General features: G+C 48.5%; 11 protein-coding genes. 6 read left to right on the top strand and 5 right to left on the bottom strand.

The window, feature by feature from the left end; genetic code table 11:
* Positions 1-85: 85 nt before the first annotated feature.
* Both RS891_RS10840 and RS891_RS10835 read right to left on the bottom strand, forming a co-directional pair.
* Positions 86-874: an alpha/beta hydrolase gene (locus RS891_RS10840; RefSeq protein ID WP_315795270.1), complete on the bottom strand. Its 789-nt coding sequence runs from the start codon at positions 872-874 to the stop codon at positions 86-88.
* 200 nt (positions 875-1,074) lie between these two features.
* Entirely contained in the window at positions 1,075-1,908 is an 834-nt protein-coding gene (locus tag RS891_RS10835; protein WP_315795269.1) for an AraC family transcriptional regulator, read from the bottom strand.
* Between the two features lie 132 nt (positions 1,909-2,040).
* Here RS891_RS10835 and RS891_RS10830 point away from each other — a divergent pair, with 132 nt between their 5' ends.
* The 3 genes from RS891_RS10830 (at position 2,041) to RS891_RS10820 (ending at position 6,160) form a co-directional block, all read left to right on the top strand.
* On the top strand, positions 2,041-4,071 hold the full coding sequence (locus tag RS891_RS10830; protein WP_113052676.1) for a beta-galactosidase: 2,031 nt from the start codon (positions 2,041-2,043) through the stop codon (positions 4,069-4,071).
* 411 nt (positions 4,072-4,482) lie between these two features.
* The gene (locus RS891_RS10825; RefSeq protein WP_113052677.1) at positions 4,483-5,454 is read left to right on the top strand and encodes a helix-turn-helix transcriptional regulator; all 972 of its coding nucleotides are present in this window, start codon (positions 4,483-4,485) and stop codon (positions 5,452-5,454) included.
* 19 nt (positions 5,455-5,473) lie between these two features.
* Positions 5,474-6,160 carry an AlkZ-related protein gene (locus RS891_RS10820; RefSeq protein WP_315795268.1) on the top strand — a complete coding sequence of 229 codons (687 nt, stop codon included), beginning with the start codon at positions 5,474-5,476 and terminating at the stop codon, positions 6,158-6,160.
* 108 nt (positions 6,161-6,268) lie between these two features.
* Here the strand turns inward: RS891_RS10820 and RS891_RS10815 are convergent, their stop codons facing one another.
* Both RS891_RS10815 and RS891_RS10810 read right to left on the bottom strand, forming a co-directional pair.
* The gene (locus tag RS891_RS10815) at positions 6,269-7,783 is read right to left on the bottom strand and encodes a UxaA family hydrolase (RefSeq protein ID WP_315795267.1); all 1,515 of its coding nucleotides are present in this window, start codon (positions 7,781-7,783) and stop codon (positions 6,269-6,271) included.
* The gene (locus tag RS891_RS10810; RefSeq protein WP_315795266.1) at positions 7,783-9,297 is read right to left on the bottom strand and encodes a tagaturonate reductase; all 1,515 of its coding nucleotides are present in this window, start codon (positions 9,295-9,297) and stop codon (positions 7,783-7,785) included. Before RS891_RS10810 ends, RS891_RS10815 begins: the two co-directional genes overlap by 1 nt.
* A gap of 204 nt (positions 9,298-9,501) precedes the next feature.
* Here RS891_RS10810 and RS891_RS10805 point away from each other — a divergent pair, with 204 nt between their 5' ends.
* The 3 genes from RS891_RS10805 (at position 9,502) to RS891_RS10795 (ending at position 13,203) form a co-directional block, all read left to right on the top strand.
* Positions 9,502-10,383, top strand: a complete 882-nt coding sequence (locus RS891_RS10805; RefSeq protein ID WP_113052680.1) for an AraC family transcriptional regulator — start codon at positions 9,502-9,504, stop codon at positions 10,381-10,383.
* Positions 10,384-10,519: 136 nt separating this feature from the next.
* Positions 10,520-12,508, top strand: coding sequence for a GTP-binding protein (locus tag RS891_RS10800; protein WP_315795265.1), 1,989 nt, complete (start codon positions 10,520-10,522; stop codon positions 12,506-12,508).
* Between the two features lie 17 nt (positions 12,509-12,525).
* Positions 12,526-13,203: a tetratricopeptide repeat protein gene (locus RS891_RS10795; protein ID WP_315795264.1), complete on the top strand. Its 678-nt coding sequence runs from the start codon at positions 12,526-12,528 to the stop codon at positions 13,201-13,203.
* 170 nt (positions 13,204-13,373) lie between these two features.
* Here RS891_RS10795 and RS891_RS10790 read toward each other — a convergent pair whose 3' ends face one another.
* Positions 13,374-14,429, bottom strand: coding sequence for a phosphotransferase (locus RS891_RS10790; protein WP_315795263.1), 1,056 nt, complete (start codon positions 14,427-14,429; stop codon positions 13,374-13,376).
* Between the last annotated feature and the right edge of the window lie 34 nt (positions 14,430-14,463).

Raw genomic sequence — 14,463 nt, 5'->3', positions numbered from 1 at the left:
TCGCTCTCATAAGCGTTAAAATATGTGAGATCACTCGTATTCATATTTCATATTCAGGAAAGACATAGATCAGCCAGGTGTCGGGTTACCACCCTTGATTCTTAAGCCAGGTCAGGCACAGATCAGACCAAGCCCGAACCGCATGGTCATCCTCTGCCAATCCCAGACCATGTGAACCTTTTTCAAATACATGCAAGTCATAAGGAATGCCGTGTTCACCCAGGGCAAGCGCGTAACGCAAACTGTTCTCTACAGGGACCGCCTGATCATCACTGGTATGCCAGATGAATGCTTCAGGAGCGTCAGCTTTCACCTGCTGCTCTGCACTGAAAGCCTTGATCTGTTCAGCAGACACATCTGACCCAAGCAGATTTTCACGAGATCCAGCATGTCCATAGGACTCCATCGTAATTACTGGATAACAAAGAATAACACGATCCGGACGCGAACTCTCCCGTTCAATAGGGTCTTCATGATCTGGTTGACCCTCGTCATACAAGGTTCCCAACGTGGCTGTAAGATGACCGCCTGCCGAGAAACCAAGCACGGCAATTTTGGAAGGGTTAAAGCCATATTGCTCGGCATGAGCACGTACATATCGGATCGCACGCTGACCATCAGTCATAGGTGCTGGATGCTGGTGAGGCGCCACACGGTACTTCAGCACAAATGCGCTAATTCCCGCACGGTTCAGCAATTCAGCGATTGGAGCTCCTTCGTGATCGGCCAAAAATCCATAGCCTCCACCCGGACAGATAATGACAGCGCTCTCGGAACCAGGCTGAATAAATGGAATCAGATGGGGCATTTCATCCTCATGGCCCTTGGCCGCATAAGGCGCTGCATGGTCCCACAATGCTATAGTTGATGTCACTTCTATCATCCTCTCTAATTTGAACGGATACGTTGATCCGTATAGTCATTTTCCAATCTAAAGAATCGATATCATCATAACGGGTAGCACCCTTGCGCATCAATACCTTCCTGGCATCACTTTTTATTCAATTTGTAACAGGTTACACGGAATCCTCATGCTTGAACAGTGTTTTATAGCACATTTATACCTCAGAATGATTAATATAACGTTCGATACTGCTCCGGAGTTACACCCTCAATCCGCCGAAATGTAGCCACAAAATGACTCGCATCCCGAAAACCAACCTTCGCTGCCGTTTCCTTGACGGTCAGTTTTCTGTCCCCTGTCATCCATTCTTTTGATTTGCGAATACGGAGGAGAATGAAATAACTATAGGCGGTCATGCCAAAGGATTGTTTGAAAAGAGTATTCAGATGCCTAGGCGTAATACCTGGTATAGCAGCCATCTGTTCAAGGCCGATTTCGGGGTCGGCATAGTGTTCATTCATAAATGAAATTAACGGAGCCAGCCGTTCCACGGCGTGGGAGATTGAAGATCGACTGCCCGTCATGCCATGTTTTTTGAGCAAAATCAGAAATCGATACATGTCCGCTGACGCTTCCAAACCGGATAAATCCTGATCACTGCTGATGGAACCCAGCACTTCCCTGCCGTAATATTCAAGCGGGCTCTCTGAGTCCCACTGGTGTAGAGCTGCCTCCCCCAAACCAAGCGATTCTGTAATAGCCGGGCACTGGGAGCCTCCAAAGGTAATGTAAAGGGTCTCCCATTCTCCTTGCGAGCGTACATACTCGTGTGGCTCATTCGGCGGCAACAAAATGCCGGATGTCTCCCCCAGCTGTACAGTTGAACCTGCAAATCTGAACTCTCCAGCTCCCTTCACAGTCTGAAGCCAGTGATAACAAGGATATCCGGCAGGTCTGTACACATTCTCCTGATTCCCGTTATATCCTATACTCTCGATGTAGAGCGGAAGCGGCTGATCCCTAGGGGTCATAAAGTAGCGCCGATGATCGGGTGTGATGAGCATAGGGAATCTCTCCTTTGAACAAAAACAAGATTACAGTTCCATATTCTTATATGTTTCATTAATTTTCTTATATTTTAAAAGTCATATCCATCATATAGTATAGATTTATTCTTATACAAGAGGTGAACACATTTGATTAGCAGCAAGTTACCCAAAATGTTCTACGGCGGCGATTATAACCCTGAACAATGGGATCATGAGACTCATCTTGAAGATCTGCGCATGTTCCAATTGGCAGGTATTGATATTGCGACCATCAACGTATTTTCATGGGCACTGATTCAGCCTGATGAAATCACTTATAATTTTGAAGGACTGGACCAGTTAATTAACAGTCTCTATGAAAGCGGCGTTTACATTTGCCTCGCGACAAGCACTGCTGCCCATCCAGCGTGGATGGCGAAGAAATACCCGGATGTACTGCGTGTGGATGCTGATGGACGCAAACGCAAATTTGGTGGACGGCATAACTCCTGTCCGAATAGCCCAACCTATCGCAAATACTCCGAGAAAATTGCAGACAAGCTGGCAGAACGTTACAAGGATCACCCGGCTGTGCTTGTATGGCATATCTCCAACGAATATGGCGGCGATTGTTATTGTGATAACTGCGAGAAAGCGTTCCGCGTGTATCTCAAAGAACGTTATCAGACCCTAGAGCAGCTCAACAAAGCTTGGAACACCAATTTCTGGGGGCATACTTTCTATGATTGGGATGAGATTGTTCTGCCGAGCAACCTGAGCGAGCACTGGGGAAACAACAATTCCACGTTCCAGGGCATCTCGCTTGATTATTCCCGCTTCAACTCCGACAGTATGCTCGATTGTTACCGTCTGGAATATGATGCGATCAAAAAACATATCCCGGATTCAGTCGTTACGACCAACCTGATGGGATTCTTCAAACAGCTGGACTATTTCAAATGGGCCAAATATATGGATATCGTCTCCTGGGACAGCTATCCGGGTCTTGCGACCCCGGTAAGTTTCACAGCTATGGCTCATGATCTGATGCGTGGATTGAAGGACGGACAGCCGTTCATGCTCATGGAGCAGACACCAAGCCAGCAGAACTGGCAGCCTTATAACTCATTGAAACGCCCCGGCGTTATGCGTCTGTGGAGCTACCAGTCCGTTGCTCATGGCGCAGATACGATCATGTTCTTCCAGCTCCGCCGTTCTGTCGGGGCCTGTGAGAAATACCACGGTGCTGTCATTGAACATGTCGGTCATGAACATACCCGTGTCTTCCGCGAAGTCTCGGAGCTAGGCAAAGAGTTACAGCTGCTTGGCGACAAAACGTTGGATGCTACCGTGAATGCCAAAGTGGCGATTGTGTTTGACTGGGATAACTGGTGGGCGATCGAAAAATCAAGCGGGCCTACGGTTGCACTGAACTATGTAGATCAAATTCACAAATACTACGCTGCCTTCTTCCGCCGCAACATTCAGGTGGACATCGTTAGTGTGGATACCGATATCAGCAAATATGACATCGTGCTCGCTCCGGTACTCTATATGGTTAAACCAGGCTTTGCGGCCAAACTGGAGAAGTACGTTGAAGCAGGCGGTACATTCCTGACAACCTTCTTCAGTGGTATCGTCAATGAGAGTGACATCGTAACAACCGGAGGCTATCCTGGCGAACTTCGCAAACTGCTCGGTATCTGGGTTGAAGAAATTGATGCACTGCTGCCCGAACAAAAAAATCGTATTGTCATGAAAGAGGCTTATGGCGATCTTCAGGGAGACTATGGTTGCGGCATGTTGTGTGACTTGCTGCATAGTGAAGGTGCAGAAATCATTGCCGAATATGGAGACGATTTCTACAAAGGCATGCCTGTGGTAACCCGTAACACGTTTGGTCAAGGTGAAGCCTGGTATGTGGCTTCCGATCCGGAAGATCGATTCCTGGATGGCTTGTTGGGACAACTGGCTACCACCAAAAATATTGCTTCTCTTCTGGATACTCCGGAAGGTGTTGAAGTGACTGCTCGTACCAAGGATGGACAACAGTACCTGTTTGTCATGAATCACAATGCTACCACTCAATCCTATGATTTGGGCCAAACTGAGGCTCGTGATTTGCTCACAGATCGGTCCCTTTCAGGTACGATCGAGATTGAAGGACGCGGTGTGCAACTGCTTGAAATGAAAAAATAATTCGAAAATTGATGATACAACATGTTACATGGAAATCGCATTGATCTATATTTGCAGCTTAAAAGAGTGTCAATTGTTAAAATTTAAAGTATTATATGATTGATCTTGTTTCAATCTGCTACTTCCCGTATCCGTTTAGACTGGATACGGGTTTTTGTCATTATTTGTGAGGCTATCGGTTAGAAGGAAATACCGAGAAGCGAAGCGAATTGGACGAGACACACAATTTAACGACGCCCCGCCGGGAAAAGGAAGCGACCCTCCGTAAGTAGGCGCTGCACTGTAGAGAATAAATAATATAATGCTGCGAAATATTGGTGACAATCATGATGTCACTTATACACTGCTACAATGGGAGATACACTCCAGCATCCTTTCCGGCGGCGCAACCCTCGAAACGGAGTGGCTGACATGAATAGAACAAATCGGCTTGCCGCCATCGTTATGGCATTGCAGCACGGTCACGAAACGGCACATTCACTTGCAGAAAAGTTTGAAGTTTCCCGCCGTACCATCCTGCGGGATATCCAATCTCTCTCAGAGATGAATGTCCCGATCATTGCTATCTCCGGTCCTGGAGGCGGCTTCAGACTTATGGAGGGGTATGTACTGCCCCCACTGCAATTAGACCCGGTTGAAGCAGCTACTCTCATCTTTGCTCTCGAAGGCCTAAGCCATTATGCAGATACCCCTTTTCAAGAGAAACGCTGGACATTAATGGACAAAATCAAAAGCATTATTCCAGATGATGTCAAAGCAAGGATGGATCCCATGCTCAAACAACTACAGCATGATGTCCCCGAGCGTAACTACATCCTTCATCATCTGGAACCGCTTCTGGCTTGTATCCCGGAACAAGGGTGGCTGCGTATGTTGTACCGCTCTGCTTCCCGTCAACGCTGGCTAACAATCTGCCCCATTCGAATCTATGCCTCAGCCGGTTTCTGGTATTGTGAAGCGTATTCGGAAGAGCACGGGGAACAGCGCCTGTTCAGGGCAGACCGCATTCTGGACGTTTCGCCGGTTGAGCTACTTGAATCACAACAGCTGGCAGAACAGGCAGAGCGACAGCGCAGCAAACCGAAATCTCCCGAACCTACTCCGACACGTGTTACCGCACGTCTGAGTTACAGCGGAATGATCGAGGCAGAACAGGACAAGCATATTGGAGAACGGATGACTGAGATTGCTCCGGATGTCTGGGAACTGTCCTTTCTCTGCCCTCCCAGTGAGTGGGCCTGGGCCGTACGATTCTTTTATCGACTTGGACGTGAAGCAGAAGTACTTGAACCTGAGAACCTTCGCTGCGAGATTCGCAAACATGCCGAGGAAGTATGCCAGATATATCTTACTTCCAACAATAATCGATGTAGCACACGCTAAAAAGGAGCTTGCCAAAATCATGATGAATGAGCATGAATCGATCGTAACTTACGAAGAAGCTGTGCAGCGTATAGAGGCTGTGGGACTACTCCCACTCGCCCCTTTATTTCCTGAATACCCTTCACTGTCCTCCATAACGCCTCAAGAAAACTGGCACAAGGATAACGCGCTTGATCCCTGGTTGTGGCGTTCACGTCTGGCTGAGGAAGGGATCGCTGCCTACGGCAAATTTGTCAAAAAGAAAGCCCTTCTTGTCTCACGCGAATATTTCCCATGGGTGCACCGACTGCTAGCGGACTCCAGAGTCATGGAAGAACAATATGACGTGGGTCTCCTCTCTCGAGAAGCATTGAAACTGTATGAGATAATCGAGAAGCATGAGGGGATTGATGGACGGAAATTACGTTCACTGGCAGGTTTTGGGGCCAAAGAGGACAAAAAGGCATTTGACCAGGGGCTGCTTGACCTTCAAAGCATGTGTGCCATTGTCATCTGCGGCACCAAAGAAAAAGAAGGCCTCGCTGAAGGCAAAGTTGCTTGGAATAGCTCTGCTTATGAGACCTCAGGCTACTGGATGAAACGTCAAGGTATTGAACCGTTTGAGGGCAGCGTTGAAGATGCGGGCGAACTCCTGTTACAGCAATTGGAGAAATACACTACTGCTGCCGCACTGACCAAAATCAAAAAAGCCTTTGCGATAAAATGATTGTAATACCTGTAACCACAAATCCCGGAGGCCGAAGAGGGCCACCGGGATTTGCTGTATATACCTTTACCATACATGCAACAGATATAAAGCAACGAACAAATACAATTACAGGATGACTCCGTCCTTGAATATCGCAATTTCCCGAAATCCATGCTGCTCGCTGAGCGTATGCGCCCGTCCTGAAGCAATATCGATCAGTTGGCTGAACAGCTGCACTTTCACGTCTTCCATCGTCTTACCTTCCAGCAGTTGACCTGCGTTAAAATCGATCCAGTGCTTTTTCCGATTGGCCAGGTCAGATTGGGTTGCAATCTTGACGGTAGGTACCGGGCCTCCAAACGGCGTTCCGCGACCTGTCGTGAAAAGAACAATGTGCGCACCCGCAGCTGACAGTGCTGTAACAGACACAAGATCATTCCCCGGAGCTTCCACAATGTTCAGGCCGGTTTGAGTGACACGTTTGCCATAACGAAGTACATCAACTACGGAAGAACGGCCTCCCTTTTGCGTACATCCCAAAGACTTTTCTTCCAGTGTGGTAATCCCGCCTGCTTTGTTTCCTGGTGAAGGATTTTCATAAATATTTTGACCGTGGTTCACAAAGTATTGCTTAAAACCGTTCACCAAGTCTACCAAATCATCAAATACTTGCTCATTGGCCGCCCGATTCATCAGAATGGTCTCTGCACCAAACATCTCGGGAACTTCAGTCAATATGGCCGTACCTCCGGCAGCAACCAGCATATCAGCAACGGAGCCAACGAGCGGGTTCGCCGTAATACCGGACAGACCGTCCGAACCACCGCACTTCAATCCAATTTTGAGCTTGCTCAGAGGCAGCGGCTGACGCTGTTCATGTTCGACGAGCTCCACAAGCTCTTCCATCAGACGCAGTCCTTCCTCAAGCTCGTCATCTGTTTCCTGCGCTTTGAGAAAACGGACTTTCCCCTGATATTCCGGTGCGATACATTCGCGGAACTGGTCTACCTGATTATTTTCGCAACCCAGACCAATGACCAGCACGCCGCCGGCATTCGGGTGTTCCACCAGGGAAGCCAGTACCTGCTGCGTATATTTCAGGTCATCTCCCAGCTGCGAGCAACCGAACGGGTGTGGGAAATGATATACACCATCCACCCTGCTGCCGAACTGTGACTGGCCCATCCGAGCCAAAGCCTCACATACTTTATTAATGCAGCCGACCGTATTAACAATCCAGATTTCATTACGAATGCCTGCTTCACCGTTAGGGCGCAGATATCCATCAAATGAACGCAGATGTTCAGGAGGCATGTCCGTCTGAACAGATGGTCCCGGCTGATACTGGTATTCAAGTAAACCGTGAAGTCCTGTTTTCAGATTGTGACTGTGAATCCAGCTCCCCTGTTCAATCTGTTCTTTGGCAATCCCAATGGAAAAACCATATTTCTTCACATCCTCGCCCGGTGCGAGGGTATGCACAGCAATTTTATGGCCTTTGGGCACATCATCCCTTAGTGTAAAAGCAGTGCTGTCTGGCAGTGTAATACTTTCCCCTTTTACATAATCCCGAAGGGCTATAATGACATCATCCTGCGGTTGAATCGCAATCCAGTCATTGACTGTATGTGTTGTGTTCATCAACTCTCACCTTCCAGCAAACCAATTTCGTGAACGAGTGCTTCGCGAAGCCCCTCTCGGTCATCCAGATTCTTTCCCCAGATCGATACATCAGACAATACAGCAGCTACTCTCTGCTCCAATTGCTGCTTATCCCTCTTCAGAGGATCATAACGATCCCAATGCTTGGCGAGTGAAGCCAGTACATCCGCATCATCCCGAAGCAGGACAGGCTCACCGTTCAGACGCTGTGCCATATAACCGTCTGGCGTAGCCATTGGACGATACAGGCACAATAATCCCGCAAATCCTTTCACGAGCCCAGCCGGCCAGGTTCCCTGATTCTGCTCATAGGCCAAAAGTGAAGGGAGCACACGTACTTTGAACTTTCCTACTGTATTTAATGCAATATCCTGCAGCTTGTGATTAATATACGGATTGAGGAAACGTTCAAACACTTCCCCTGCGTACTGATCCAGATTATGATCCGGCATATCCAGTGCAGGCACGATCTCCTGATGTACTGCTTCTCTGACCCATGAGCCAAACTCCGGGTCTTCCATCGTCTCTCTGACATGTTCCTTACCTTGCAAAATGCCGAGCGAAGACATGAGAGTATGCGCACCATTCAGTATACGAACCTTGCGCAGCTGAAAAGGTTTCAAATCCTTCACCCAATGTACGTTGAGTCCCGCCTGTTTTAGGGGGAGTTTCTTGTCCAGTGCTTCATCTGCCTGAATGGCCCAGAAATGATATGGCTCAGCCGTATTGACCAGTTGATCCTCGTATCCCCAGCGATGGGTCAGGGAATCGGCTTCTTCCGTAGTCGGTGCACCCGTGACAATCCTGTCAACCAGATTGTTCAGGAACAAGTTATGGTTCTCAATCCATGAACGAAAGCCTTCAGAATAACCAAAATCTTCACTATGCCGCAGCACACAACTGCGCAGTACATCCCCGTTGCCCTCAAGCAACTCACACGGCAGGTGAATCAATCCTCGGGATGGGTCCCCATCAAAGCGCAGATAACGTTGATGCAAAAAGACCGTCAGTTTACCCGGAAATGATTGTACCGGTTCCCCCTGCGTGTATTCTGAATACGTATATTTCAATCCCGACTCAGTTGTATTGGAGATGACAAACTCCAGGGAGGGCAATTCCGCAAGCCCCAAAAAATCCTGCCATTCTTCGTACGGATTAATGCACTGTGAAAAAATCGAGATCATTTCCGTACGTTCCACTGCTTTTCCCTGTGACAGCCCCCGGGTAATCATCGTATACAATCCGTCCTGATCACGAATTTGTTCGAGCTTCGCCTTTCCCCCAGGCCGAGGTTGGGTCACCACAACACTGCCATGGAATTTGCCTTGTCTGGCACTTTCATGAAGCATCCAGTCTGCAAACCCACGCAAAAAGTTGCCTTCTCCAATCTGTAATACCTTTACTGGACGTTCCATCACTTCTTTGCACTTGCGCTGGTTATCACTTCCGAGCAGATTCAGCTTTAGCCTTGGTCTTTTCGTGCTCGCCGACATGAACACTCACCTCATCGTTTTATTTGTCAATATCAGATGTCCCGCTACACGGTACACAGCCGCTTACACTTCCATTGAAAACGCTTTAAATTCATTGTATCATCAATAAAAGGAAATTTAATTGCTTATATTGCGGTAAATGTACTCTTTCATGATCAGGCATATTCTCTTTTTTTTGTAGCCACTGTTTCGAAAGGAGATCGAATGGAACGTTCACCCGTTCGTACAACCATTCAGGCGGAATCGGGGATTCCCTTTCGTCTGGTGTATGCAGATACCAAGTCCCCCCAGAACGAGTTGCCGGATCATCTTCATGACTGGCATGAAATTATTTATGTATATCGGGGTCAGGGCACCATTTTCATTGATACTGGTCTTGAAGATATGCAGGAGGGTGATTTGTTTATCATTCCTGGCAGCACGGTACACCGCGCATTACCGGATGCCGGGAATCTGGTGACTTCGTCGGCCGTGTTCTTCAGTCCAGGATTACTGGCCTCCACAGCGGGAAGCAGTGCGTCAGCCATGCTCTCGCTATTTGAACGCTGCCGCAAACGCAGGGTGTACAAGAGGCATCTGGAGTCCAAGGAGCAGGCCCAGGTTGCTTCGTTAATTGATGACATCCATGCAGAATTCCAGTTAGAACATCACCTGAGTGCCCACGCCGCTCTGCTGCGGTTGCAACTCTTACTTATTTATCTGGAGCGATTGGAGGCAGTTGGTCCTGCAAGTCCTGCCAGAAGTGTTCCTGGACCAGGCTGGCTCTCCTATACCCTGACTCATATGGATGAAGAGCTGCGCAGTGGCCTTTCCTTGCCGGAACTGGCACGGCAGGCAGCCGTGTCACCGGCGCACTTCAGCCGTGCGTTCAAAAGGTATACCGGCATGACGCTAACTGACTATGCACTGGCCCGCCGGGTCATTATGGCGAAAGAGCATCTGCTTCGAAGTGATGAGACGATGGCTGTTGTTGCCGATGCCTGCGGCTTTGAGAGCCTGCCCCATTTTTATCGACAATTCAAGAAACTCACGGGTACCACACCCGCTGTCTACCGTAAAACCATGAAGAATCAGGATCAAACCTGATTGTCACGACATCCTGAAATGTAGAGATTTGTCTGTGTGTAACATATTCTTCCATACTATTCGTATGGTATGTTATAATACTGAATTACAATGTCGGAAACGATGCGTTTCTGCTGCCAGAGGAGCCTTACATCCCATGTTAAACGAATTGAATCGCAGAAATATCGGCATCTTCGCACACGTCGATGCAGGGAAAACAACAACGACAGAACATATGTTATTTCAAAGCGGTGTCGTGCGTAGTCCAGGTCGCGTGGATGATGGAACAACAGCCACAGATTCTCTGGATATTGAAAAAGAACGAGGCATCTCTGTACAGGCGGCTATGACCTCTTTGATCTGGAAAGATACGATTATTGATCTGATTGATACGCCGGGACATATCGATTTCAGCTCTGAGGTAGAGCGAGCCCTACGTGTTATGGACGGAGCCGTAATGATTGTATCCGCCGTGGAAGGGGTCCAATCCCAAAGCGAGACCATCTGGCATGCTCTCCGCTCGCTTGGAATTCCTACCCTGATTTATATTAACAAAATGGATCGGGTTGGCGCCTCTGCAGAGACAGTTATTGATCAGATCCGCTCCAGCCTCTCCCCCTTCGTATGCGAGATCCAATCCTTTTGTATGAATGAAGAGGTGTTTGAGGGCATCGACTCCCTATGGAATGAAAGCCAAACGCAAGCGAAGGGTTCTTCTGCATCTATCCCTGGCCTTTTTGAACTATTGGCCGAACTGGATGAAGATCTGATGGAAGCCTACATTAATGGTGAAACGCTGCCTGCTGACCAGCTAGATGAAGCATTTCGCAAACAGGTGCATCAGGGCGAAGTATTCCCCATTTGTTATGGTGCTTCTGGCAAAGGGATCGGTGTAACGGAACTACTGGATGCCATCATCGAATTTCTTCCTGCACCTGCTCAGCCTCAAGAACCTTCAGTATCTGGGGTTGTATTCAAAATTGAACGGGATAAAACGATGGGCCGTACAGCCTATGTTCGCATGTATGGTGGCAGCGTGCATAATCGGGATACGATCTATAACTCCACTCGGAAGCTGGAAGAGAAAGTGACACAGATTCGCCGAATGGATGGTCGGAAATGGGCGGATACCGGTGCTGTTCATGCCGGACAGATCGCCGCACTGTACGGACTAAGCGAAACCCATGTTGGTGATATTATTGGCAACCCTGAAGGTGTGCCTCCTGTACCCCAGCTGGCTGTTCCATTGTTGACCGTGCAGGTCCATGGTAAAGACACGGCTCGTTATCCTGACCTTGTAGCGGCATTGCAAGAATTGACGGATGAAGATCCCCTGCTCGATTTGCAATGGTTACCTGAAGAACGGGAACTGCATCTTAAAGTCATGGGAACCATTCAGCTTGAGATTCTGTCCAGCCTGCTGATGAGTCGTTTCGGACTGGATGTCGTGTTTGACCCGCCATCAGTCATCTATAAGGAAACTCCTCGTTCTTCCGGGGAAGGATTCATCGCGTATACGATGCCCAAGCCCTGCTGGGCCATTCTTCGATTGAGCATAGAGCCTTTGCCACGTGGCAGCGGTCTGATCTACTCATCCACCGTCCGGACGGATCATCTCTTGCTTCGTTATCAGAATGAAGTGGAGCGCCGCATTCCCGAGGCGCTATCTCAGGGGTTGTTGGGGTGGGAAGTTACCGACCTGCGCATTACGCTAATCGAAGGGGAGCACCATGTCTGGCATACCCATCCACTGGATTTTGTAGTAGCCACACCGATGGGGATTATGGATGGGTTGGCAAACACAGGTACAACCCTGTTGGAACCCATTCTGAATTTCCGGTTAACGGTTCCGGAGGAGTACGGTGGCAAAGCGCTTAGTGATCTGGTACATATGCGGGCAACCTTTGAAGCGCCGATCATCGGAGGCGGACGATGCATCGTTGAAGGACGTATGCCTCTGGCAAGCTCCATGGATTATCCGGTGAAGTTGCGTTCAGAGACGAGCGGACGTGGGGTGCTCACGACTTCTTTTGCCGGGTACCAGGATTGTCCTACGGATCAGATCCATACGCGGAAGCGCAGAGGAGTTAACCCGCTGGACCAATCCAAATATATTTTAAGTGTTCGAAATGCGATTACATCATAATTGGAGTTGACTTTGTCGTGCTGATTAAATTTCTAATCTTTGGCCTGCTGTGGCGGATTGTAGGCAATCCATTTTTGGCGGTTCTTATTCTCCTCATCATTCTGTATTTCCTAGATCGTCGGTATGTTGGGGTGATGCCAAGCTTCATGAAGCCACTTAAGCGTATGCGTAACATCTCAAGGCTCCGGCAGCAGCTTGCCATGAGTCCGAATGAAGTCTCTTCCAAGCTGGATCTGGCTCGTCTGTTAATTGAACGCAAACGTTATAGCGAAGCTCATGCCTTGCTGCTGGAACTGGAACGTCCTTACGAGCAATCGGCTGAATATTGGGAGGCGCTGGGCACAACTGAACTTCATCTGGGCCAAACGGAAGAAGGGGAGCGTCATATTTTGCAGGCACTGGATATTAATCCAAGAGTGAAATATGGCCGCCCTTATCTGACACTCGCAGGTGCATTCAAGGATACCCACCGGGACAAAGCGCTGGCATACGTTCAGCAATTCCAAGAGATTCATTCCTCATCCAGTGAAGCGTATTATCTGCTCGGCTCAGTGTACCGCTCCCTTGGACGTACTGCTGATGCAAAACAAGCCTACGAGCAATCACTGAACGTATATCGCTCCCTGCCAAAATATAAGAAGCGCCAGGAGCGTCGCTGGGCTGTACGCAGCTGGTTCCGCAAGCGTGGATTATAGAGGCTGATTTGGTACGTTAAATTCAGAATTGGATTCGCTGTCGTGAATTTGAAATGTACGCAACTCCATCCATTCATTCGTGATAAACGATTTCACAAATAAAAAGTGCACTGCTTCTTGCCTCAAGGCAGAAATCAGTGCACTTTTGTTATATATCCCATGTTGCAGAGCTAGATTAGCAGCTCACGCAGTCGTTCCTCATTACCATTCATCCAGTCTACCCGTTCTCTCAGCTTCCTGATTTGCTGCACAGCCACTTCAGGCTCATCTGTACCCTCGAACAACCGACTGATAAAATGCATCACCACATCCAGACTTCGAAGCAAAATAAGCGCTGGAATTACGCTCAGCTCCTCTGGTTCCAGGTTGACATGTTGTCTGAATCCCTGAATCAATCCCGCCAAAGCCTCCCACATCCATGCCTGCTCCTTGTCCATCGTTAGAAGGTCAGACATGGGCACAGCAAGCTCCATTACCCGCAGATCCCATGTGGCAAATTCAAAATCCAAAATGGCACATATGATATCCTGAGAATCTGCCAATACATTGGATGCATTCAAATCCCCATGGACCAGTTGATGTGGCAAATCCTCCATACCTCGCAGCGTATTGAATAAGTCAGGCAATGCAACCTTCAGCTTCTGTAGGTCATCCGCACATGCCATCAGCGTGTCCGGGGGTGAGGTGCATAGTTGTAACAGTTTCTCCGGCGAACAGAGCGGGTAAGCCTCCTGAATCTGATAATAGGGCGGGTAAACTGGATCCAGGGATAGGGGAAGGCGCGCCATAACGGAAGATAACATGCCCGCCGCCCTGCCTAGTCCACTCAGCTGCTCTGGTGTATTCCACACGGGATTATGGCCCTCACGATAATGGAATAACGTCACAATTTTACTCCGGCCCGAGTAACGATCCTGCACAGCTAGAAATGTTGCATCCTTATCATCAGGAAGGCTAACAGGCTCAGGCACATCAAGCTCAAACTCTGAACGTGACAAGGCAGACAGCACCTCGTGTTCAAAAGCAATTTTCATTTGATCATTATGCGTTTCATACTGCCTCAGCACGTAACATTCTTGGCCCGTCTCTACCATGAAGGTAGAGTTGTTCATTCCTCCCTTTCCACGCTGGGCTTTCCAGTTGGACGTGACACCATATAAGGATAAAACAGTGGATATGAGCTGCTGTTCTGAATCATTTAGGGAACCTGAGTCGATGATGTGCACCAAAAATAACTCCTTTATCTCACATAATACAACC

The sequence above is a fragment of the Paenibacillus sp. BIC5C1 genome, from assembly GCF_032399705.1.
Classification (GTDB): domain Bacteria; phylum Bacillota; class Bacilli; order Paenibacillales; family Paenibacillaceae; genus Paenibacillus; species Paenibacillus taichungensis_A.
This window is presented reverse-complemented; position numbering and strand designations above follow the sequence as displayed.

Coding starts and splice junctions, on each gene's coding strand:
- RS891_RS10810 (WP_315795266.1), bottom strand. CDS start 9,297: ATGTCGGCGAGCACGAAAAGACCAAGGCTAAAGCTGAATCTGCTCGGA.
- RS891_RS10820 (WP_315795268.1), top strand. CDS start 5,474: ATGATGAATGAGCATGAATCGATCGTAACTTACGAAGAAGCTGTGCAG.
- RS891_RS10805 (WP_113052680.1), top strand. CDS start 9,502: ATGGAACGTTCACCCGTTCGTACAACCATTCAGGCGGAATCGGGGATT.
- RS891_RS10825 (WP_113052677.1), top strand. CDS start 4,483: ATGAATAGAACAAATCGGCTTGCCGCCATCGTTATGGCATTGCAGCAC.
- RS891_RS10815 (WP_315795267.1), bottom strand. CDS start 7,783: ATGAACACAACACATACAGTCAATGACTGGATTGCGATTCAACCGCAG.
- RS891_RS10800 (WP_315795265.1), top strand. CDS start 10,520: ATGTTAAACGAATTGAATCGCAGAAATATCGGCATCTTCGCACACGTC.
- RS891_RS10835 (WP_315795269.1), bottom strand. CDS start 1,908: ATGCTCATCACACCCGATCATCGGCGCTACTTTATGACCCCTAGGGAT.